Raw genomic sequence first — 21,817 nt, 5'->3', positions numbered from 1 at the left:
CAAAACCCGATAATCGGGAAATAAGCGCTTTTTCTGATCGGCATTTTATCGCGCGCCAATGGCGTCGAGGGCTTCATCCAGCCAGTCGCCGAGCATCGGCATGCCGAGAAGATAGGTCGCCACCCGTTTTGCGCCGTGCTGTTTGGCGTCATTGACGGCATTGGACCATTCGCTGATGTCGTAGTCGCCCCGACCGATCCAGGCGAGCGCCATCAGTTCGGCCGCTTCATCCACGTTGAGGTCGGCCACGAGTTCGCGGAACTCCTCTTCCGTCAGATCCTCTTCTTCCTCTTCAATGAGGCCGTCATGCTGGTGAGTGTCGCGCGCTTCGCCATCGATCTCCACTTCATGCTCATGGCCATCGTCATAGTCGCTGTTGAGGCCGGCGCTGATGGCGCGCGCCTTGCCTGCGAGCAGGCGCACTGTGTCGGGATCGATCGACAGTTCCCATTCTCGTTCGACAGGCTTCTGCACGTCCATATCCTCCAGCAAACGCTGTCATGATAGCGCAGAAAATGTTGAAAGCGCGATGCCTGTCGATCGCTCCGTGAGAAAACCCTCAGGCCACGCTTCGCCGGCGGCTGCGGATGGCGGGAACGATCTCGACGGCAAGGATCGCCGCAAAGATCAGACCGCAGCCCGCAAGGCCGAGCGGCGGAAGCCGTTCGCCAAGGAAAATCGCGCCAAACAGGGCGGCAAACACGGCCTCGGTGGAGAGGAAAATGGCTGCCTGCGGCGCTGTCGTGTAGCGCTGGCCGATGACCTGCAGCGTGAAGGCGATGCCGCCGGAAAAGACGCCTGCATAGAGGATTTCCGGCAGCGCGATGCGGATGGCGGCAAGATCGATGGGCTCTATGAATGAAGCGATGGCGAGCGCGATGACGGCAGTTACCCCGAACTGTGTCACGGACAGGGTGACGGGACGCCCCGTGTGGCTGGCGCTGCGCCCGATCATGATCACCTGAAGAGCCCAGAACAGGGCGCAGAGGATCGTGAGCCAGTCGCCGATCTGGAGCGAAACCTTGCCTGCGCCGGAAAGGAGCCAGATGCCGGCAAGGGCGGAAAGTGCTGCCGGCCAGACAATCCGGTGCGGCCATTGCCGAAACAGGAGGACGGCGAGAAAGGGGACCATCACCACATAAAGTCCGGTCAGAAAACCGGAATTGGTGACGGTCGTTGTAAGAAGCCCCACCTGCTGCGCAGCCATGCCGGCAAAGAGGAGCACGCCGATTACCACGAAATTGCGCTTGTCCAGAACCGTCAGGCTCGCTGTGCTGCGGCGGCTTTCCCACAGGGCGAAGGGCAGCACCGAGAGGCAGGCGATTGCAAAGCGCAGACCGATGAAAAGGAACGGGCCAATCGCATCCATGGCCGTGGACTGGGCAACAAAGCCCATGCCCCACATGGCGCCGGCAAGAAGCAGAAGAAGATTGGCCTGAACCCGTGTCATGCGCGTATCCGGATCGTAGAAAGAGCGTATTCCTTACGCAGCGCAACCCTGCGGCGCAAGGGCCGCAGGCCCGGCGGCCTATGGTCCAGAACGGCAGGAAAGTTTCGGGCTATTCCGGTCGGAATATGCGGATGATCTCACCCTTGCGCTTGTCGGTCAGAAGCCAGATCGAACCGTCAGGCGCGACATTCACATCGCGGATACGGCCGAACGCGCCCCGGAACAGGCGTTCCTCACCGGTGATTTCCCCGTCCTCATCGCGTTCGAGACGGGCAACGAGGTGGTATTTAAGGGCCGCAACCAGAAGATCACCTTCCCATTCGGGGAACATTTCGCCTTCATAGACAGCCGCCCCCGACGGGGCGATGGAGGGGTCCCAGTAATATTCCGGCTGTTCGTAGCCGGGGGCTTCGGTTCCCTGACCGATCTGCGTTCCGCTGTAATTGACCCCGTAGGAGATGACCGGCCAGCCATAGTTCTTGCCGGCCTCGGGGCGATTGACCTCATCCCCGCCGCGCGCGCCATGTTCCACCGTCCAGATCGACTGGGTGACGGGATCGAAGACCATGCCCTGCGGGTTTCTGTGCCCCATGGACCAGATCTCGTGCGCGGCGTCGGGCGTGTTTGCAAATGGGTTGTCCTGCGGGATGCTGCCGTCGCGATTGATGCGCAGGACGGAGCCGGCATGATCCGTGGGATCCTGCGCGCGGCCGCCTTCGCCACGGTCGCCGATGGTGAAGAACAGCGTTCCGTCGGGATGCAGAACGATGCGCGAGCCGAAATGCTGACCGGCCCCGGTTTTCCGGTTCATCGAAAAAATGGTGGTCACGTCTTCAAGTCGTGGGGTCTCGCCGTCCAGAACCAGTGTGGCGCGTGCGATGGCCGTGCCGGCTCCGCCCTCACCAGGTTCTGAATAGGAGAGGAAGATCGTTCCCGTCTCGGCAAAGTCCGGCGCGACTGCAACATCCAGAAGCCCGCCCTGTCCGGTTTCGGCGACGGCGGGCACACCCGGAATGGGAGCCGAGAGGGCGCCATCGGCGTAAAGGCGCAACTGGCCCGACCGCTCCGTGACGAGAGCGCTGCCGTCGGGCAGGAAATCGAGCCCCCAGGGATTGGAAAGACCGCGCGCGAGCGTTTCGGAGGAGACGGTCACCTTGTCCGTGGCAAACGATTTGGCAGCCGCAAATGAGGGCAGGGCCAGAAGGGCGGAAGCCAGAGCTGTTCGCAGGACCAGGTTGTGCATGAAACTTTCTCCCATTACGCGATTCCGTCAACAGACAGGATGTAGCCACATTCAGGCAAGACAGATTTGTTCGCGATTGGAGCAGTTGTACGTTCGGAACGCAAAAATTTGCGTGAAAAACGTCATGACCTTGTTATATTGACAGGGGTCATGAGAAGCGGTTCCGCAGGCAGAAGCTTTCGGACCGTTTCTTTTTATGTCTGCGCCTGTGGCAGGGCGGCGTTTCGCGCATCGCGTGCGGAAGCTGTTCCTGTTTTCATGTCTGGAAGGTGAATGAAATGATCAAGGTTCCGATGACGCTCGCCGGAGCTGCGGCGTTGAAGGAAGAGCTGCGTTGGCGTCAGCAGGAAGAGCGCCCGCGCATCATCGAGGCAATTGCCGAGGCGCGCGCGCATGGCGACCTTTCGGAGAATGCTGAATATCATGCAGCCAAGGAGGCGCAGAGCCTCAATGAAGGCCGCATCGGCGAACTCGAGGATTACATCGCCCGCGCTGAAGTGATCGACGTGTCGAAGCTGTCCGGCGACACCATCAAGTTTGGTGCAACCGTGATGCTGGTCGACGAAGACACGGAAGAGGAAAAGACCTACCAGATCGTTGGCGATCAGGAAGCCGATGTGAAGGCCGGTCGTATTTCCATTTCCTCGCCCATCGCGCGTGCACTGATCGGCAAGGCCGTTGGTGATTCCATCGAAGTGAATGCTCCGGGCGGTGCACGGGGCTACGAAGTGATAGAAGTCCGCTACGGCTGACCATGTCCGGCAAAGTGCCCGCAAGCGCGAGCGGCCAGCCACTTCCCGTCAGAGACGTGGAAGTGGTGGCCCCGAACTTCAAGAAGCGGCTTTCGGGCGTCACCAGCACAATCGTGCAACTGGTGCCCAAACAGGCCGAGAGCCTGGCCATCACAACCGTGGGGCCGGGCCTTCCCGACACACTGCCGAAGCTGCGCTGGTGGCAGGTGCCGGGTCTTTTGCTGAAACCCGAAAACCGTCCGTTCCGTGTCTGGCATGCCCGGCGCAATCCGGAGATGCTGGCCGGTGTGGTGCTGCGCGATGTTTTCCGCGCGCCCCTGAAACTGGTTTTCACCTCCGCCTCCCAGCGCCATCACACGCGCTGGACGCGCTTTCTGATCAACCGCATGGACCGCGTGGTGGCGACGAGCCGCAAGACGGCGAGCTATCTCAAGGTCCCCAATCAGGTGGTGATGCATGGCATCGACACCACGCGCTTCTCGCCGCCGTCAGGCCCCGCCGAGGCTGCGGCGGCCGTCGGCATGCCCGAAGGGCAGCGTTATGTGGGTTGCTTTGGCCGGGTTCGGCATCAGAAGGGCACGGATCTCTTCGTCGATGCGATGATTGCGCTGCTGCCGGAGCGGCCGGGCTGGTCTGCTATCATCGCCGGTCAGGCGACGCAGCCGCACGCCGCTTTCGAGGCGGGGCTGAAGGAAAAGGTGCGCGCTGCCGGACTTGCCGACCGTGTTCATTTCGTCGGCACCCGCGAAGACATTCCCGCCTGGTACCGTGCGCTTTCGCTTTTCATCGCGCCGCAACGCTGGGAAGGGTTTGGCCTGACGCCGCTTGAAGCGATGGCGACGGCGGTGCCTGTCGTCGCCACGGATGTGGGCGCATTCTCCGAGTTATTGGAAAATAGCGGTGCGGGCACGCTTGTTGCCGTTGATGATCTCGGAGCGATGGTTTCTGCGGCAGCGCATTACATGGATGACGACGCCTTGCGGGGCAGGGCAGCCGATGCAGCGCTTTTGCATGCACGGTCGCATTTTCCCCTTGAAGGTGAGGCAAAAACGCTGAACGGGATCTATGAGGATCTGTGGCGAAAGGCTTCAAAGTGAAGATCGAAGGCTTCATCATTCACCTTCAGCGCGCGACCGCCCGGCGACAGCAGGTGGATCATCTTCTGAAAGAACTGCCGGTCAAGGCCAGCGTGGTGGACGCGGTGGACGGTCAGGCAATGAGCGATGAAGAGATCGCAGGCCATTATGTGAAGGAGCTTCACAGGCCGGCTTATCCGTTCGCCCTGCGCAAATCCGAAGTCGCCTGCTTCCTGTCGCACCGCAAGGTGTGGCGCATGATCGTGGAGCGCGGGCTCGATGCGGGGCTGATCATCGAAGACGATGTGGCGCTCGACGTCGCGCTTTTCGGGCGCTGCTTCGAGATGGGGAAGGCCGCCTGCAAGGGGGCTGCCTATGTGCAGTTTCAGACGCGGCCTGTGAAAGGCGCTTTTCGCACTGTCGCACGCGGTGATGGGATTGACGTGGTTTCGCCCGAAATCACGCAATTGCGCACGTCTGCCCAGCTGGTTTCGCGCGAAACGGCGGAAAAACTGCTCAGTCTCAGCGAACGTTTCGACCGTCCGGTGGACACCTTTCTCCAGATGCGCTGGCTGACGGGCATTACGCCGGTCTGCGTTGTTCCGTCTGGCGTTTCCGATCGCACGCAAGAGACGGGCGGCAGCACGATTCAGGGCGGCAAGACGCCCTGGCAGCGGGTCTCGCGTGAGTATCACCGCTTCATGTACAGGCAGGCCGTGCGACGCCTGTCGGCTGCAGACCGATGCTGATCCTGGTCATCAATCTCGACCGGGAGAAAAAGCGTCTTCAACACATGCGCAAGGAGTTCTCCGCGCATGGGCTCGCGTTTCAGCGTGTTGCGGCGGTTGATGCCGCCCGGCTTTCCGACGAGACGATTGCTGCGTATCGAAAGGGCAAACCGAATTTCTACGAACTCGGCGTCGGTGAGGTGGCCTGTTTTCTTTCCCATCGAAAATGCTGGGAAATCGCGGCGGAAAGTGCGGAAAACCACACGCTTGTGTGCGAGGACGACCTCTTTCTGGGCGAGAATGCCGGGGAAGTGTTGGCCAGTGGAGACTGGATGCCTGCCGACGGCGGGATCGTGAAGGTGGAAGCGTCACGCTTCAAGACCCTTGTGGGCAAGGTTCCCGTAGCGGAAATTGCGGACCATGGCGTCTTTGCGCTTCATCGCGATTATGCGGGTGCGGGTGCCTACATCATCTCCCGCGACTGCGCGCGCGAACTGCTGGCGCTGACGGAGACGTTTTGCGATCCTGCGGATCAGTTTCTGTTCAACCGTACGGTGCCGGGGTGGCATGGCAGGCCGATCTATCAGCTGATGCCCGCAGTGGCGATCCAGGAAGTTTTTCTGAAACCGGCATCCGGTCAGGCGCTTGGCAGCGCTCTGCAGGGTGAGCGGCGCACCAAGCGGCGTACGGGCTTTGACAAGCTGCGCCGTGAAGCGGCGCGCCCCTTCGAGCAACTGGGTGGGGTGATCAGCGGCGTGGTAACCGGACTTTTCTCCGACCGTCGCTGGGTGCGTGTCCCTTTCCGCTGAAAGGAAGGGACGGATCTCACCACAATGATGGGCTCTTGTTGGTTAAATTAGATCTCGCCCGATTTATGCGGCAATTGATATTTTATAAGGTCGTTTATTGCGACTCAGGAGTCGGTTTAATCTGATTTCTGCAATAAATTGGCAGTGTCGAGTAAATGAAGCTATACCTGATAAACCTTCGCAGGGCAGAAGATCGCCTGGCGCTGCTCCGCGAGCGTTTCGGGGCGGCGGGGCTTGAGGTTACGCGCGTCGAAGGCGTCGACGGCAGATTGCTGGACCAGTCCGAGCTGGATCGGCACATTTCCGGGGAAGGGCGCTGGGGACGGCTGACGCCGGGCGAGGTCGGCTGTTTTCTGAGCCATCGGGCCTGCTGGCGCGCCCTGCTTGAGGATGGCGGGCGCTTTGGCGCTGTCTTTGAGGATGATGTTCTGCTTGGCGAAAATGCCGGCGCGGTTCTGGGCGACACTGCCTGGATCCCCGAGGACGCGGATATCGTGAAGATCGAGACGACCGCATCCCGTGTCTTTTTGGACGCAGAAGCCCGTGGTGCTGTCGATGATCGAGCGCTCCATCGTCTGCGTTCGTCGCACTATTGCGCGGCGGGTTACATCGTCTCGCGCGATTGCGCGCAGAGGCTTCTGTCGCAGAGCGAAGCATTCTGCGAGGCGCTGGACGATTTTCTCTTCAGTGGTCTCTCGCCGGTCTTCAAGTCATCGAGGATCTATCAGCTTTCACCGGCGATCTGCGTTCAGCAATGGGAAACGACGGGCGACGGCAGAACGCATGACCCGCACACCAGCATTGAAGGGCGCGACGACAAGGTGAAGCGCAGGCTGCCGCCAGGCGAGAGGCTGCGCGAGGTCTGGGGCAAGGAAAGCCGGACGCTGACAAACAAACTCATGGGACTTGCCGGTAAACGCCGGCGGCAGGTCGTGGAGTTCCGTTAAGATGCAGGATCCGTCTTCCTGGCTTTCCAGCCGTGATCAGATCGCACCTGATTGGCGAGACCGCATTTTCGTGTTCTGGCTGGGGCCAGCGGAGCTTTCCGAAACGCGGCTTGAGGGGCTGCGAACACTGACAACAAGCGAATGCAGGGTCCACCTCGTGACCGAGCAGACGCTTGCGAGCTTTGTTCTGCCCGGACGGCCCTTCCATGCGGCGTTCGCGTTTCTTTCGCCGATCCACCAGTCCGATTATCTGCGCGCCTATTTTATGCATCATTTCGGTGGCGGCTATACGGACATCAAGCGCTGCCACGCTTCATGGAAACCCGCATTTGAGGCAATCGAGCGGGAAGAAGCGCTTGGCGCGGGATATGGTGAAGTGCCGGGTGGCACGGCGCGTTTCCATAAGTCGAAAATCGCGGGCCAGCGGTATTTTCTGGATAGGCCGGCCGGTGCGCTGGAGATGGCCTGGCGCTATCGCAGGACAAAGCGGCTGCGTGGGCATGTGATCGGCAACGGCGCTTTCATCTTCCGGCCTGACACGGAACTGACCGGTCGCTGGCTTTCGATTGTCGAAAAGCGGCTGGATATTCTTCTGCCGCATCTCAAGGCCAATCCCGCGCGATACCCGAAGGAAGTGCCGGGCGTTGATTATGGCGACGGGCCTTCACGCTACCCGGTGCCGTGGAGCTTTCTGCTTGGGGATGTGCTTGCGCCGCTCACGCTCGAATATCACCGGCGCATTCTGCAACTGGTGCCTGCGCCCGATTTCGAAAACTACGAATAGCAATGCCGGGTAAGTGCAGGAAGTCGCGATATGCAGCTTCCGCGTGCCTAGTCTATGGCGACGAGGCCTTCGTCCTTGACCTGGCGGATGGTGAGCGCGGTGCGCACCGTGTCGACATTGGGCGCGGAGGTTAACTGCTCGATCACGAAGGTCTGGAAGGTGGTGAGGTCCGGGGCCACGCAATGCAGCATGAAGTCGGAATCGCCTGACACCATCCATGCGCGGCGCACGATTGGCCATTTGAGCGTGCGCTCGGCAAACGTCTTGAGCTCCGTCTCGGACTGGTAATGCAGCCCGATGAGGCAGAACGCCACCACGTCGAGACCAAGGGCCGGTGAATTCAGGAGGGCGCGGTACCCCTTGATGATGCCGCTCTCTTCGAGCCGTTTGACACGGCGAAGACAGGGCGGGGCGGAAATGCCGACGCGCCGCGACAGTTCCACATTGGTCATTTTGCCGTCGGCCTGAAGCTCGCGCAGAATTTTCCAGTCGATTGCGTCAAGATCGGCCTGTAGCGGCATTGTGTTTCCCAATTCTGTTGCCATATCGCCGTGCGTCCATCTCGGCGCACAAAGGACGATCTACATTTTACTGGAGCATCGGAACAGCCCGAAAAGCGGAAACGCCCCAGCGCGCGAGAATCTCTCCTGCACGCAGACCGAAATTAGGGCATGCGTCATGGCAAGCCAAGCAATGCATTTGTTTGCGACCGGCTCTATCCACCGTGTTTGAGGGTATGCAGACTGCGATAAACAGCGGTAGCGGCGTTCGGTAGCTGTTGGAAACGCATTCCTCGCCTTGCACAATCGGGTGGTGAATACTTAGATCATGTCACCGAATTGTCCGGATGGTGGCCTAATAGGTCGGCCGTCCAAAAAATGCGTATCGTTGGCGGGTGGCTGCTTTGATGCGCGCAGAGCCAGAATTGCAGCCGGCAAGCGACCAGATGTCAGCTTCTGCGGGCCATCGAGGAAGAAAGGATTCACTCCATGTCACGTCGTCATGCACCCGTTCTCATCATTGGTTCGGGTCCGGCCGGATACACGGCCGCCATCTATGCGGCGCGCGCCATGCTGAAGCCTCTTCTCGTTGCGGGCATGGAGCAGGGCGGTCAGTTGATGATCACCACCGAGGTGGAGAATTATCCGGGCTTTGCCGATCCGATCCAGGGCCCTTGGCTGATGGAGCAGATGCGCGGCCAGGCGGAGAATGTCGGCGCGGAAATCGCCAACGACCTGATCGTGGAAGCGGATCTTTCCTCGCGCCCCTTCCGGCTCAAGGGCGATTCCGGCACGGAATACACCTGTGACGCCCTCATCATCGCCACCGGCGCAAAGGCGAAGTGGCTGGGCCTGCCCTCCGAAGAGACCTTCATGGGCTTCGGTGTCTCGGCATGCGCCACCTGCGATGGCTTCTTCTATCGCGGGCGCGACGTCGTGGTGGTCGGCGGCGGCAATACCGCGGTCGAGGAAGCGCTTTATCTTTCCAATCTCGCCAAGACCGTAACGCTGGTTCATCGCCGCGACGAACTGCGCTCCGAGCGCATTCTGCAGGAGCGCCTGCTGGCGAAAGAGAATGTGAAGGTCATGTGGGACACGGTGATCGATGAAATCACCGGCACCCCGGCCAAGCCGCCAATGCCGGCATCGGTAACGGGCGTGCGCCTCAAGAATGTGCATTCGGGCGAGGTTTCCGAGCTGGCAACGCATGGCGTGTTCGTGGCCATTGGCCATGCGCCGGCGGTTGAGCTGTTTGAAGGCAAGCTGAAGCAGAAGCCGAATGGCTATCTCTGGACGCAGCCGGGCACGACACAGACCGATGTGCCGGGTGTGTTTGCAGCGGGGGACGTGGCCGACGATGTCTACCGCCAGGCGGTCACGGCGGCGGGCCTTGGTTGCATGGCGGCGCTTGAAGCGGAAAAATACCTGGCGGCGCTGGAAACAGAAAAGGCGGCTGCCGAATAGAGCGGGAACAACACGCAACGACAGCCGGGCGGCAACGCCCATAACGGTACGAGCGCCTGACAGAGGAGAACGAGGCGTTGGACTGGGACAAGCTCAGAGTTTTTCACGCTGCCGCAGAGGCTGGCTCGTTTACGCACGCCGCTGAGATACTGCATCTTTCGCAGTCGGCCATTTCGCGCCAGGTGAGTGCGCTGGAGCAGGAAGTGGGCGTGCCGCTTTTTCATCGGCACGCGCGCGGCCTCGTTCTGACCGAGCAGGGCGAGATGCTCTACCGCACCGCGCATGAGGTGCTGATGCAGCTCGAAAGCGTGCGCGTGCGGCTGACCGAGGCGAAGGATCGCCCATCCGGCCTGTTGAAGGTCTCCACCACGGTGGGGCTTGGCACGGGCTGGCTGACGGAGCGTCTGCCGGAGTTCATCGAACTCTATCCAGACATCGAGTTGCAGCTGATCCTCGACAATGAGGAGCTGGATCTGACCATGCGGCAGGCCGACTGCGCCATTCGCATGCGTCAGCCGCAGCAGCCGGATCTCATTCAGCGCAAGCTGTTCACCGTGCATTTCCACCTGTTCGCATCGCCATCCTATGTGAACAAGCATGGCAAGCCGTCGTCGATCGCGGATCTGGACAAGCACCGGATCGTGACGTTTGGCGAGGCAGTGCCGCCGCATCTGAGCGACATGAACTGGCTGGAGACCGCTGGCCGACCGGAGGGCCAAAAGCGCCAGACAGCGCTTCAGATCAACAACATCCTGTCGATCAAGCTGGCCGTTCAGCGTGGCGCCGGCATCGCGATGCTGCCTGATTATGTGGTCGGCAAGAGCAACGATCTCGTGCAGCTTATGCCCGAAACGGCGGTGCCATCCTTCGACACCTATTTCTGCTATCCGAACGTGATGAAAAATCAGGCAAAGCTGCATGCCTTCCGCGATTTCTTGATTTCAAAATCGCGTCATTGGGCATTTTGACGCAGTATTTCCAAAGAAATACGGCGTGTCATGCAAAATTGCATGGGTGAATTGCAAAATCATGTGGTTGTTATTTAGGCGGCGATTGCCCATATGAGAAGCACTCCCGGGGGCGTTCTCCTCCCATTTGCCCCCGCGAGTGTTCCCCTCTGGAGGTTTCGCCTATATGGCACTTCCAATGACTAAGCCGGATCTCTTTTGATCCGGCTCTTTTTTTATCTGCATCCCAAAACCGCGATTGTCAGCGATAGAGCTGTTCGTTTTCGAGCCCCGCATAAAGCGCGGCAACCTCTTCGCCATAGCCGTTGAAGAGCTGCGTGGGCACGGTCTCTCCCGTGTGGAGGACACGCTCTTCCGCCTGGCTCCAGCGCGGATGCGGAACCTGCGGGTTCACATTGGCCCAGAAGCCGTATTCGCTGGCCGCGATCTCTTCCCAGAAGCTGACGGGCCGCTCTTCCGTGAAGCTGATCCGCCGGATCGATTTGATGGACTTGAAGCCGTATTTCCAGGGCAGGGCGAGGCGCAGGGGCGCGCCGAACTGTTTTGCAAGCGGCTTGCCATAGACGCCCGTCACCATGAAGGCGAGGTCGTTGGCCGCTTCCTCCATCGTGACGCCTTCCACATAGGGCCAGGGATACCAGACCTGTTTCTGTCCGCCGGCAACGCTCGGGTCGTTGAACGTCTCGAAACGCACATAGCGGGCGGATGAGAGAGGACTGGCGAGCGCCACAAGGGCGGAAAGCGGGAAACCCGTCCACGGAACGGTCATCGACCATGCCTCAACGCAGCGATGCCGGTAGAGACGTTCTTCCAGCGGCATGCGTTTGGCCAGATCCTCGAAGGCGATGGTCATGGGCTTTTCCACCAGGCCGCCGATCTCGATGTCCCACGGATGGGTGGGCAGCGCCTGTGCGGCGCGCGCGATCTGCTTGTGGGAACCGAATTCGTAGAAATTGTTGTAGGCGCTGCTGACGTCTTCCGGCGTCACGTCACGTTCGATCGTGTAGGCCGTGTTGCGCTCTGCCGGATAAAGCGCGGCGGTGCGGCCTGCGGCGTCATCCCCGCCCTGCGCCCGTGCCATCCCGGGCAGCAACCCGGCGCCGGCAATCGCGCCCATGCCAAGCCCCAGCCCTTTCAGAATGGTCCGGCGGTTGGCGAAAACGTCTTCCGGCGTGGCCGCATGTTCGGCGACCGCCCAGCGCGGGCGGCGGTGGATGGCGGGCATGGCTTTCTCCAGCTTGCTTTTCCAGTTTGTCCAAGTGGTAGGGCCAGATGCCCGCCTGTCAAAATCACACGACTTCACGATTGTGTGCCGCAGGGGCTGAAGCCCTGAGGCTGTTGCCGCTTACGCCGCCTTTCCCTGCGCGTTCATTGCGGCGTCTGCCAGCCGTCCCGTAAGCTCGGCCATATGATCGAAGCTTGCGCGATAGCCCGCCACGCCTGCCGTGGCCGAGCGCAGTTCGATGATCAGGTCGCCGGTCTCCGATGCCGGGATCATCGCTTCCACCACGTCCCAGCCGTTCCAGCCGGGGCGCGCGTCAAAACCGAGTATCTGCCCGCGTCGCTGGGAGAGGATGGCGGTCACCCGCGCCGTCGCATCGGACGGCGTGTGAACCTCCACCTTGAGGATCGGCTCCAGCAAAACAGGCGAACAGTCGCCAAGCCCTTCTTTCATGGCCAGCCTGCCGGCAAGCTGGAAGGCCATGTCGGAGGAATCGACGCTGTGATAGGAGCCGTCTGCAAGGTTCACCGCCACATCGATGACGGGAAAGCCAAGCGGCCCGCATTTCAGATAATCGATGACGCCGGCTTCCACGGACGGGATGTACTGCTTGGGCACCACGCCACCGGTGATCGTGTCGGTGAACTCGAAGCCCGAGCCGCGGGGCAGGGGGCGGATATCCAGAACCACATCGCCGAACTGCCCGTGCCCGCCCGACTGCTTCTTGTGGCGGCCACGCTGGGTGGTGTTTTTGCGGATCGTCTCACGGTAGGCGACGCTGGGCGGGGCCGTGGTGATCGGCACCTGGTATTTGCCTTCCAGCCGCTCGCGGGTGACGCGCAGGTGCATCTCGCCCTGGCCGCACAGCACCGTCTCTCCGGTTTCCTGCCGCTGTTCGAGGCCAAGTGCTGAATCTTCCTCCGCCAGCTTCTGCAGGCCGAGCGAGAGCTTTGCCTCGTCCTTTCTGTCGCCGGGCCGCACAGCCATGGAGTAGACGGGCTGAGGCGGCTCAAGCGCGATCAGCGGCGCAATCGGCGTCTTGCCGGTGGTGAGCGTATCGCCTGTCCGCACGTCGTCCAGCTTGCCGAGAGCAACCGTTTCGCCGGCCTGTGCGCTGGCGACCTTGTTCTGCTCGCGGCCAAGCAGCGTGTAGATGCCCGAGACCTTGTCGGATGCCTTCTCGTTGCGCACTTCCGTTCCGTCGGTAAGCGTGCCGCACAGCACGCGCGAGACCGAGAGCTTGCCGCCATGGGGCGTGTGGATGGTCTTCATGACCTGAAGAACCGTGTCGTCCGTCTCCTGCAGGCCAAGACGCTCGCGGGTGGCTTCGATGTCGGGTGAATCGTGCCGTATCGACTTCAGCAGCCGCAGGATGCCATTGCCCTTTTCCGCCGAGCCGATGAGCACCGGCGTAACACTGCCGTCGCGCAAATCGGCCGCCAGATCGTCGAAGATCGCATCGCGCGGCGGTTCGATCTCTTCGAGCAATTGCTCCATCAGCTTGTCGTCGTGGTCGGCCAGTGTTTCCAGCATGGAGAAGCGGGCCTCCACCTCGCGCGCCCTGTCGTCGTCGTCGATGGGCGCGATCTCGCTGCTGGCGTGTTCGCGGTAGATATAGGCGCGCTCAAGCGCCAGATCGATGGAGCCGATGACAATGCCGTCCTTGCGCAGCGGGATCTGGCGCAGCATCAGCGGTGTGTCGCTGGTCGGCTGCAGCATCTTCAGCATGTCGCGCACGCCGAGCGTGGCATGCTCGATCTTGTTGAGAAAGATCATGCGCGGAATGCCCAGCTCGTCCAGCCGGTGGAGGGTGAGCTGAAGGGCGGCGATCTTCTTTTCGTCGGGTTCCGTCACGACGATGGCCATGTCGGCAGCCGCCAGAACGGGATCGGCCTCATGGGCGAATTCAATCGAGCCCGGGCAGTCGACGAAGGTCATGCTCTCGCCCAGAAACTCCGTCGTGGCGATGCTCGCCTCGACGCTCATCTGGTGCTCTCTGGCCTCTGCCGAATGATCGCCGACTGTCGCGCCGGAGCCGGTCGCGGCCTGTTTCATTATGGCGCCGGTACGTTCCAGAATGGCTTCAAGAAGGGTGGTCTTACCGCTTGCAAACGGACCGACAATGGCGATGCATTTCGGTCCGCGGCTTCTTTCTCCCGAGCGTGTTCCCATGGCTGGCGGTCTCCTGTCACGCGTTTCACCCACACGTTTCATGAGCGGCGGCCGGCCTCGGCGGCCGTCGCGCGGTCGTGGCGCGTTGACGGATGATCAGGAGCATTCTGCGCCCTTGAGAAACCCGTGCGTGGCATCTGCATGCCGGAGCGCCGACGTTCTCCGTGAAAATATCGTCACACGGCTGCGGGTTTTGGGCAAGGGGCGTCAGGCCGAGAGAGCTAGCGCCCGACGTTCAGTGAGGCCGGGCGCTTCTCGAAAAGGGGGCAGAGGCTGCGGTTTTCCCAGATAATAGCCCTGAAAGCGATTGCAGCCGGCGGAGCGGGCCAGCCGGAACTCTTCCTCTGTTTCGATCCCCTCCGCCACGATGACGAGATCCTGAATGCGCGCGATCTGGGTGAGGGCGGAGACGAACACCTGGGCGATGCGGTCATCGTCCAGATTGTGAATGTAGCTGCGGTCGATCTTGATCGCATCGATGGGCAGCGTCTTGATATAGTTGAAGCCGCAGTGACCCGTGCCGAAATCGTCGAGCGCAATGTGGAAGCCCATCTCGCGCAGCCGAACGATGCGGGCGATGATCTCCGGCGTGGCGGCGGTGGCCACGGTTTCGGTAATCTCGAGAATGAAGCGGTTGGCCTGCGCATCCGTCTCCTGCAGAACGCGGTCCAGCATGTGCACCAGACCATCACGCTTCAGCTGCTCGCCCGAGACATTGATGCTGATGCGGTTGTCGGGGAAGCGGTGCAGATCGAGGCAGGCCCGGCGGAAAACCCATTCGCCGATCATGTCGATCAGGCTTGACCGTTCGGCAATGGGGATGAACTCGCCCGGCGATATCATTCCGCGCACCGGGTGTCGCCACCGCACAAGCCCCTCCACGGCCGCGCGGTTTCGCTCCGTGTCGGTGATCACCTGATAGTGCAGCTCGAGTTCGTTGAGGTAGACAGCCGCCCTGAGTTCACGCTCGAGAAGACGGCGCTGACGTTTCTCCGACAGCATGTCCGGATCGAAAACCGTCACCCTGCCGCGTCCTGCGCCCTTGCTTTCGTAAAGAGCCAGATCCGCCAGAAGCGGCAGTTCCTTGTGGCTGCTCGCGTGTTGTGGCGCGACGGCAATGCCGATGGAAGCGCTGAGCGGCACCTGATGTCCTTCGCAGGCGCGTCCGTCCTGCAGCATGGCAAGCAGCTTCTGGGCGCGCGTGCGGCAGCGGTTGAGGTCATTGCCGTACATCAGGATGGCGAACTCATCGCCGCCCAGCCGGCCAATGGCGCAGTCGGGAAAGCAATGCCGCGCGCAGGCGACCAGATGCGCAAGCGCCTCATCGCCGAACTGGTGGCCGAAACCGTCATTGAGCTGCTTGAAATGGTCGAGATCGACGAGCAGGAGCATGATGCGTCGCGGCTTGGACAGCGTGCCGATGCTTGCGCTCAGTTCGTCAAGAAAACGGCCGCGTGTGAGCGCGGTTGTCATGAGGTCGGTTTCGGTGACCCTGTGGCGCTCGGCTTCGATGCGCACGGCATCCTGAAGCTGCTGTGAAACGGTGCGTCGCAGATAGGTGAGCAGGGCCAGACCTGCGACACTGAGCACCATGCAGGTCAGCAGCAGCCAGGTCGTGAAAGCACTTTCCTCAGGCGGCGCAAAATAGGCGATGGCCACCATCGCCGTCGCCGAAATCAAAAGCGCTTGAACGCCGCTGTAAAACCGTTCGCCATTACGCTGCACGGTGGAGAGGATGCTCATGCCCCCGCTTTCTCCCCAAGGCCCCTGGAGACGGAGAGAACAATACGAAACTCTAAGGGGGCGTTAAGAATGTTGCGCGGCAAAAAAGATATTTTGCCGCGCAATCAAAACACCCCCTAAGGCAATTACTTCAGCGATGCGGTGAAGCGCTGAATCCGGTTGCAGGCTTCTTCAAGAAGCTCTTCCGACGTGGCGTAGGAAATGCGGAAGTTCGGGCCAAGACCAAAGGCCGAACCATGCACCACTGCAACGCCCTCGGCTTCCAGAAGCTCGGACACGAAGTCTTCGTCGGTCTCGATGACCTTGCCCGAAGGCGCGGTCTTGCCGATCAGCTCGGCGCAGGAAGGATAGACGTAGAATGCGCCTTCCGGCACCGGGCAGTTGATGCCCTTCGCCTGGTTGAGCATGGAAACCACCAGATCGCGGCGGCCCTGGAAGATCGCCTTGTTTTTGGTGATGAAGTCCTGCGGACCGTTGAGCGCCTCGACGGCGGCCCACTGTGCGATGCTGCATGCGCCCGAGGTCTGCTGACCCTGGATCATGTCCATCGCCTTGATGAGCTCGATGGGGCCGGCCGCATAGCCGATGCGCCAGCCGGTCATGGCATAGGCCTTGGAGACGCCGTTCATGGTCAGCGTGCGGTCATAGAGCTTCGGCTCCACCTCGGCGATGGTGAAGAATTTGAAGTCGCCATAGGTGAGGTGCTCATACATGTCGTCCGTCAGCACCCACACATGCGGATGCGCCATGAGCACGTCGGCGAGCGCCTTGAGCTCGGCTTCGGTGTAGGCTGCGCCCGACGGGTTGGACGGCGAGTTCATGATCAGCCATTTGGTCTTCGGCGTGATGGCTTTTTCAAGCGCATCCGGCGTCAGCTTGAAGCCATTGTCGATGCTGGTCTCGGCGAAGACGGGCGTGCCGCCACAGATGGAAACCATCTCGGGATAGCTGACCCAATAAGGGCTCGGGATGACAACTTCATCGCCGGGATTGAGCGTCGCCATCATGGCGTTGAATAGGATCTGCTTGCCACCGGTGGCGACGATGGTCTGCTTCCAGTCATAGTCGAGATTGTTCTCGCGCTTGAACTTGGCGGCAATCGCCTCGCGCAGCGGCTGGATGCCGGAGACCGGCGTGTATTTCGTTTCGCCGCGATTGATCGCGTCGATGGCTGCATTCTTCACATTGTCCGGCGTGTCGAAATCCGGCTCGCCTGCGCCAAGACCGATAACATCGCGGCCCTGCGTTTTCAGTTCGCGCGCTTTCTGGGAAACCGCGATGGTAGCGGAGGGTTTTACGCGTGAAAGGGCATCGGCAAGGAAAGCCATAATGGAAGACTCCGGTTCCTGTGAGATTTTACGCTGAGGATCAGCGTTTCCCTTCTTGTCCGATCACGAGCAAAATCGCAAGCCGCCAGCGAATTTGCAGCGTTAAACCAGTCGTTAACCGCGAATAAAGGCTGGGGTGCCATTCTGCCGGGATTGAATGACGACTTGCAAGGAAGCGCAGAATGTCGCGCAGCATCGGCCTGGCCCACATCGTCCGACAGGCGGACGCAAGTGCAGTGGGTGTCTGGGGTGGCTACACATTAAGAACCGCCTTCCAGCCGATCTTCTCCTTTCGCGGTGGACGACTTCTGGTGAGCGCTTATGAGGGGCTGTTGCGCCCTTTTCGCGATGGCCAGCCCGTGGGGCCGGGCATTTTCTTCTCCAGCATTCCCGAAGTCGACCGTTTTCACGTGGAGACGCTGGCGCGAACCGTGCATCTTCTGAATGCCGGTGTATGCCTGAACCGGGGGGCTTCCCTGTTCGTCAATTTCGACCCGTCGCATTTCGTGGATGCTGCTTCTGCGACAATCGCCCTGCGGGACATTCAGACAGTGCTGGCCGAGGCAGGCGTCGAGCCGCACCGCGTGGTCTGTGAGATCACCGAGCAGGAAACCGGTTCCGATGCGTCCCTGCTTGAGTTTGTGCGCGCCCTGAAGGGCTTTGGTTACCGCGTGGCGGTGGACGATTACGGCGCTGACAATTCCGACATGAAGCGGATTGAGGCTCTGGGACCGGACATCGTGAAGTTCGACGGGGCGTGGACGGCGCGCCTGCTCGCTTCCGCCTCCGGCGTCAGCCTGCTCACCGACATGGTCAGCGCGTTTTCCGAAAAAGGCATTCGCACGGTTTTCGAAGGCATCGAGAACGGCGAGCAGCTTCAGCTGGCCGAGCGCTGTGGTGTTTCGATGGTGCAGGGTTTTGCGCTGGCGAAACCGCAGCTTGCGCCGGGTGCGTTCGATGAATTCGAAGTTGCGCGCGAGACTGCGCGCAAGGAAATCCTTTCCAATGCAGCGGCCCGTCTGGAGCGGAGCAAGCCAGCGGACGACACTTCGTCTGCGCCTGCTGCGCGTGCAAGGCGCACATTTGGCCGGCGCGGAGCGTAATGTCATGGGAGCCGTGACTGTCCCCGGCGCGCCTGCCGGATCCATCATCGCCGATGAAATCGGTCTGGAGACAGGATTCTATGGAGCCTACCGGCTGAAATCCTTTTATCAGCCGGTCTTCCGTGTCTCCGGCGAGAGCCTTGAGCCGGAGGCGCTGGATGCCTGCGCAAAGCCAATGCTCGATGGACAGTCCGTCGAGACAGAAATGTTCCTGCTGTCGGTCGCCCCGGAGCGCGAGCGGCAGGTGCGAACACTTTGCAGTCTCCTGCACATTGGAAACTGCCACCAGATGCGTGAGGACGGTCTGTCGCTGCATCTGGGGTTCGACACAGAGCGGCAGAGCGACGCGGATGCGATGAGCCATCTTGCCTTCATGCTCGCGCGGCTTGCGCAGACCGGCGTTGCGCCTCAGGCGCTTGTCTGCGGTTTCCGGGCTGCTCCGGATCCGCTGGCAGAAGTGTCGGAGCGCCTGTTGGAGACGATGCGCAGCAGCGGTGTGCGCCTCTCGGTCGATGGTTTCGGACCGGGGCAGAGCGCGCTTGAGCGCGTCGAGAAGCTGCGGCCTGAAATCGTCAAGATTGATGGGGGCTGGTTCCGCCGGATCGCGCCCGTTGCGCCTGCCAGACGCCTCCTTGCAAAGCTCGTGCAAGGGCTGAAGCGGCAGGGAGCCAGCGTTCTTGTGAAGGGTGTGGAGACACCCCCGCAGCTCGAAGCGGCGCTGGAAGCCGGGGCAGATCTGGTGCAGGGCGATCTGCTTGCAAGGCGGGCAATGGCCGGATCGGTGCAGGAGCTTGGCCCACTCGAAATCGACCGCTTTTTCCGGGATCCTGAAAAGGTTGTCGTTTCATTGCGTTAGAGCGTCGGGCCGAAAAAGTGGAATCCGGTTTTCGGGCACCCCGATGTTCCATCACGGGCCTGTATCGTTCCTTGGCCTCCAGAGAAGCGACCGGCGATCCAGGCCCGGCTTGTACCGGGCCTGTAACTGAGAGCAGCTACGCGCCTGCCTTGTCCCTTGCCGGCGGTGCATCATAGGCTTCGTTCTCGCCATAGGCGGCGGTGGCGGATGCCAGATCCGTCGTGCCTTCCCGATGGTTCTGCATAAGCACGATGCTTTCTGATGCCTCCGGTTTTGCAATGCGCGAGAGCATGGAGGCAAACTGTTCGTTTCTCTGCACCTCGACTGCGGCGCGTCTTGCCCATGCTTCAACAGCTATGTCGTCATCGGCCTTTGCCGGTGCGAAGCTTCCGGAACTCGCCTGATATGTGGAGGGGCCGCCGCGCGCATGTGACGCCGCCGCTGGCTGCGCGCCCGGTCTTGCGCCTGATGCCGGTGTGCCGGACGTGTCCGCCGCCGCCGGCGACTGGCTGGTTCCACCCTGTGCTGGCGTGGCGGAAGACGGTTCGGAAGTGGAGGGCGCGGGGGCCGGGGCCGGTGGCCTGGAGGTGTGTCCGCCAATCAGCGGCAGATTCAAGATATTGCCGAGCAACAGGGTCTATCCTCTTTTCTGGTCGATGCGTTTGGGCGGCTGGTTGCGCCCGTTGTTCTCTTGCTACCAGAGGAGGATTTTGAAACCGTGTCTGCCTTCTCTACAATTTGATGAAAAAGCCCTTCTTTCAGGGCTTTCCTGTTGTTCAGGCCGCTGCCTGAGAGTCAATATCCGGACGCTGGCTCGAAGCGCTTCCGGCTTTTGCTGCATTCGTGCTGGCATGTTTGCGCACGACACGCAGGACGGCATTCAAGAGGTCAACGTCGATGTAATACAGCTGGGAGAGCTCGGCGGGGACCTGATCGAGCTTTATGCCGCTGGACAGGAGGCGTTTGACCTCCGCAACCATCTCGGAAGGTTCGGTCAGGCGGTCCTTGATACCGTTGTCGGTTGAATGGCGCATGGAATTCTCGTCGGTTTGAATGACACTGACGCAAAAGAGACCCAACGCTGAACAAGAATACCGCCAAGAAATCGACCGATTGGCGGCAAGATTGTGGCTGTCCCCACTAACCACCGGGACCGCCAGAATCGCTGCAATTATGCGCGACCTGTGTTTGTGCGCAAGAGCAAGATTCAACCAGAGGCTAGGGCCCTGACCCTGGAGCCCGGCTAGAACGAGAATGACGCCTGGGCTGGCTCCGCATTCGGAGAGCGGGCGTTCTCCATGGCCAACATCTTCTGCTTGGTGGCGATGCCGCCATGAGCCGAAAATCCGCCGATCTTGCCACCGGCTGCCAGAACACGATGGCAGGGTATGATGAGCGGCATGGGATTACGCCCCATGGCTGCGCCCGTTTCTCGGGTGGCCCTGGGAAAGCCGACGCTCTCGCAAAGCGCGCCATAGGTCGTGGTCTCGCCATAGGCGAGCCTTCGCATGGCCGTGTAGAGCGTGCGGTGAAACGGGCTGATGCCCGAGAGATCGAGGGTAAACCCGGAAAAATCCTCTTCGCTTCCTGCGAAGTAGCGCTGCGTTGCCGCCACAAGCCCGGCCATCGCGCCGGATGGGGTGGAAGTCGCGGCATCCGGCAGCCGGGCTTTCAGCTGCTGCTCAACCGCGTCAGGCTCTGGCGTTGGCAGGACAAAGCGCACGAGGCCGGCATCGCTCCAGCCCGCGCCGCAAAAGCCGAAGGCGGTTTCAAACACATGATGGCCGGGCACGGACATGGCGCTTCCATTCCGATCGTTTCGCGGCCCAGCTCTAACATGGATACATTCTGGCACGAAGAGTGAACGAAGGGTCAGCTGACAAATGATTGCCTTACCCAAGGTTGCGCGATAGAAGGCGCGCGGGTGGGGACTCGTTGATCGAAGGAATGCGCCTTGCCTCTTTTCTCCCGTTATCTCGTTGCCGGACTTGTGATCGCGCTGCCGTCGCTGGCTGCATGCACGACCGCGGGGAGCGACGTTCAGGCGAAGACCGATGCCGCTGAAAGCCGTGCCGATGCGCAGCTTGTGGCAAACAGCCTGGTGGCAGAGCAGGACGCCCAGATCAGCGATGGAGATGTGACGCCGGATGCCTTTGCAGGCCAGCGTCCGCCCAGCGCGGCCCTGACGGCGCTGGAGGCTGGCGGAAAGGTGTCGCCGGTTGCCCCGCGCAGCGCTGAGCTCGATGCACTGATCGCGCAATATGCGGGCATTTACGAGGTGCCCGAGCGGCTGGTGCGGCGTGTCGTCAAGCGCGAGAGCAATTTCAACCCGGCTGCCCGCAACCGTATCTACTGGGGTCTCATGCAGATCCGTCATGATACCGCGCAGACCATGGGCTACCGTGGGCCTGCTTCCGGTCTTCTGGATGCGGAAACGAACCTCAAATACGCCGTCAAATATCTGCGCGGCGCTTATATGACGGCCGACGGCAATGAGGATAAAGCCGTTCGTTTCTATGCAAGCGGCTATTATTACGACGCAAAGCGCAAGGGTATCCTTAAGGAAACCGGCCTGCGCAACTGACGTCAGCTGACGGCAAGAGATGTCAGCAAACCTGCCCGCTTCCCGCGAAATGCGGTTCAGGGCAATTGCTCATTGGTGTATTTCTCCG

General features: G+C 61.1%; 22 protein-coding genes. 11 read left to right on the top strand and 11 right to left on the bottom strand.

The window, feature by feature from the left end; translation table 11 throughout:
- Positions 1–45: 45 nt before the first annotated feature.
- The 3 genes from ACRTG1_RS07745 to ACRTG1_RS07735 form a co-directional block, all read right to left on the bottom strand.
- Positions 46–474, bottom strand: coding sequence for a DUF3775 domain-containing protein (locus ACRTG1_RS07745; RefSeq protein WP_206543986.1), 429 nt, complete (start codon positions 472–474; stop codon positions 46–48).
- 85 nt (positions 475–559) lie between these two features.
- Positions 560–1,450, bottom strand: a complete 891-nt coding sequence (locus tag ACRTG1_RS07740) for a DMT family transporter (RefSeq protein ID WP_113155767.1) — start codon at positions 1,448–1,450, stop codon at positions 560–562.
- 109 nt (positions 1,451–1,559) lie between these two features.
- Positions 1,560–2,693 (bottom strand): PQQ-dependent sugar dehydrogenase, encoded by a 1,134-nt coding sequence (locus ACRTG1_RS07735; RefSeq protein WP_206554226.1) that lies wholly within the window; start codon positions 2,691–2,693, stop codon positions 1,560–1,562.
- Positions 2,694–2,971: 278 nt separating this feature from the next.
- Between ACRTG1_RS07735 and greA the strand changes: the two genes are divergently transcribed.
- The 6 genes from greA to ACRTG1_RS07705 all read left to right on the top strand — a co-directional run bounded on the left by greA (position 2,972) and on the right by ACRTG1_RS07705 (position 7,789).
- Positions 2,972–3,445 carry a transcription elongation factor GreA gene (greA, locus tag ACRTG1_RS07730; protein WP_113155765.1) on the top strand — a complete coding sequence of 158 codons (474 nt, stop codon included), beginning with the start codon at positions 2,972–2,974 and terminating at the stop codon, positions 3,443–3,445.
- A 2-nt stretch (positions 3,446–3,447) separates the two neighbouring features.
- On the top strand, positions 3,448–4,542 hold the full coding sequence (locus tag ACRTG1_RS07725) for a glycosyltransferase family 4 protein (protein ID WP_432516023.1): 1,095 nt from the start codon (positions 3,448–3,450) through the stop codon (positions 4,540–4,542).
- A complete protein-coding gene (locus ACRTG1_RS07720) occupies positions 4,521–5,270 on the top strand; it encodes a glycosyltransferase family 25 protein (RefSeq protein WP_317560341.1) in 750 nt (249 codons plus the stop codon). Before ACRTG1_RS07725 ends, ACRTG1_RS07720 begins: the two co-directional genes overlap by 22 nt.
- On the top strand, positions 5,264–6,058 hold the full coding sequence (locus ACRTG1_RS07715; RefSeq protein ID WP_432516022.1) for a glycosyltransferase family 25 protein: 795 nt from the start codon (positions 5,264–5,266) through the stop codon (positions 6,056–6,058). Before ACRTG1_RS07720 ends, ACRTG1_RS07715 begins: the two co-directional genes overlap by 7 nt.
- A gap of 155 nt (positions 6,059–6,213) precedes the next feature.
- Positions 6,214–7,005: a glycosyltransferase family 25 protein gene (locus ACRTG1_RS07710; protein ID WP_206543981.1), complete on the top strand. Its 792-nt coding sequence runs from the start codon at positions 6,214–6,216 to the stop codon at positions 7,003–7,005.
- A 1-nt stretch (position 7,006) separates the two neighbouring features.
- Positions 7,007–7,789, top strand: coding sequence for a hypothetical protein (locus ACRTG1_RS07705; protein WP_283799557.1), 783 nt, complete (start codon positions 7,007–7,009; stop codon positions 7,787–7,789).
- A 47-nt stretch (positions 7,790–7,836) separates the two neighbouring features.
- On the opposite strand, the gene ACRTG1_RS07700 is transcribed toward ACRTG1_RS07705, so the two are convergent.
- Positions 7,837–8,310, bottom strand: a complete 474-nt coding sequence (locus tag ACRTG1_RS07700) for an Lrp/AsnC family transcriptional regulator (RefSeq protein WP_113155759.1) — start codon at positions 8,308–8,310, stop codon at positions 7,837–7,839.
- Positions 8,311–8,778: 468 nt separating this feature from the next.
- On the opposite strand from ACRTG1_RS07700, the gene trxB reads away from it, so the two are divergent.
- Positions 8,779–9,753 carry a thioredoxin-disulfide reductase gene (gene trxB / locus ACRTG1_RS07695; protein WP_113155758.1) on the top strand — a complete coding sequence of 325 codons (975 nt, stop codon included), beginning with the start codon at positions 8,779–8,781 and terminating at the stop codon, positions 9,751–9,753.
- A 77-nt stretch (positions 9,754–9,830) separates the two neighbouring features.
- Positions 9,831–10,721 (top strand): LysR family transcriptional regulator, encoded by an 891-nt coding sequence (locus ACRTG1_RS07690; RefSeq protein WP_113155757.1) that lies wholly within the window; start codon positions 9,831–9,833, stop codon positions 10,719–10,721.
- 241 nt (positions 10,722–10,962) lie between these two features.
- Here the strand turns inward: ACRTG1_RS07690 and msrP are convergent, their stop codons facing one another.
- The 4 genes from msrP to ACRTG1_RS07670 form a co-directional block, all read right to left on the bottom strand.
- Entirely contained in the window at positions 10,963–11,946 is a 984-nt protein-coding gene (gene msrP / locus ACRTG1_RS07685) for a protein-methionine-sulfoxide reductase catalytic subunit MsrP (RefSeq protein ID WP_206543978.1), read from the bottom strand.
- A 120-nt stretch (positions 11,947–12,066) separates the two neighbouring features.
- On the bottom strand, positions 12,067–14,115 hold the full coding sequence (locus tag ACRTG1_RS07680) for an elongation factor G (protein WP_283799559.1): 2,049 nt from the start codon (positions 14,113–14,115) through the stop codon (positions 12,067–12,069).
- Positions 14,116–14,322: 207 nt separating this feature from the next.
- Positions 14,323–15,858, bottom strand: coding sequence for a putative bifunctional diguanylate cyclase/phosphodiesterase (locus tag ACRTG1_RS07675; RefSeq protein ID WP_113155754.1), 1,536 nt, complete (start codon positions 15,856–15,858; stop codon positions 14,323–14,325).
- A gap of 125 nt (positions 15,859–15,983) precedes the next feature.
- Entirely contained in the window at positions 15,984–17,186 is a 1,203-nt protein-coding gene (locus ACRTG1_RS07670; RefSeq protein WP_113155753.1) for a pyridoxal phosphate-dependent aminotransferase, read from the bottom strand.
- 182 nt (positions 17,187–17,368) lie between these two features.
- Here ACRTG1_RS07670 and ACRTG1_RS07665 point away from each other — a divergent pair, with 182 nt between their 5' ends.
- Together ACRTG1_RS07665 and ACRTG1_RS07660 are read left to right on the top strand one after the other, a co-directional pair.
- Entirely contained in the window at positions 17,369–18,289 is a 921-nt protein-coding gene (locus ACRTG1_RS07665; RefSeq protein ID WP_206548206.1) for an EAL domain-containing protein, read from the top strand.
- A 4-nt stretch (positions 18,290–18,293) separates the two neighbouring features.
- Entirely contained in the window at positions 18,294–19,145 is an 852-nt protein-coding gene (locus ACRTG1_RS07660) for an EAL domain-containing protein (protein ID WP_432516021.1), read from the top strand.
- Between the two features lie 136 nt (positions 19,146–19,281).
- Here the strand turns inward: ACRTG1_RS07660 and ACRTG1_RS07655 are convergent, their stop codons facing one another.
- The 3 genes from ACRTG1_RS07655 to ACRTG1_RS07645 form a co-directional block, all read right to left on the bottom strand.
- On the bottom strand, positions 19,282–19,776 hold the full coding sequence (locus tag ACRTG1_RS07655; protein ID WP_317560334.1) for a hypothetical protein: 495 nt from the start codon (positions 19,774–19,776) through the stop codon (positions 19,282–19,284).
- Between the two features lie 145 nt (positions 19,777–19,921).
- Positions 19,922–20,179, bottom strand: coding sequence for a hypothetical protein (locus ACRTG1_RS07650; RefSeq protein WP_113155749.1), 258 nt, complete (start codon positions 20,177–20,179; stop codon positions 19,922–19,924).
- A 209-nt stretch (positions 20,180–20,388) separates the two neighbouring features.
- Positions 20,389–20,943 carry a methylated-DNA--[protein]-cysteine S-methyltransferase gene (locus tag ACRTG1_RS07645; RefSeq protein ID WP_206548203.1) on the bottom strand — a complete coding sequence of 185 codons (555 nt, stop codon included), beginning with the start codon at positions 20,941–20,943 and terminating at the stop codon, positions 20,389–20,391.
- A gap of 156 nt (positions 20,944–21,099) precedes the next feature.
- On the opposite strand from ACRTG1_RS07645, the gene ACRTG1_RS07640 reads away from it, so the two are divergent.
- Positions 21,100–21,729, top strand: coding sequence for a lytic transglycosylase domain-containing protein (locus ACRTG1_RS07640; protein WP_113155747.1), 630 nt, complete (start codon positions 21,100–21,102; stop codon positions 21,727–21,729).
- Positions 21,730–21,817: the final 88 nt, after the last annotated feature.

It is taken from the genome of Nitratireductor sp. PBL-C9, from assembly GCF_050877045.1.
In the GTDB taxonomy this organism is placed as follows: Bacteria; Pseudomonadota; Alphaproteobacteria; order Rhizobiales; family Rhizobiaceae; genus Nitratireductor; species Nitratireductor aquimarinus.
Note: the sequence above shows the minus strand (reverse complement) of the source record. Positions and strands in the feature narration are given on the sequence as shown.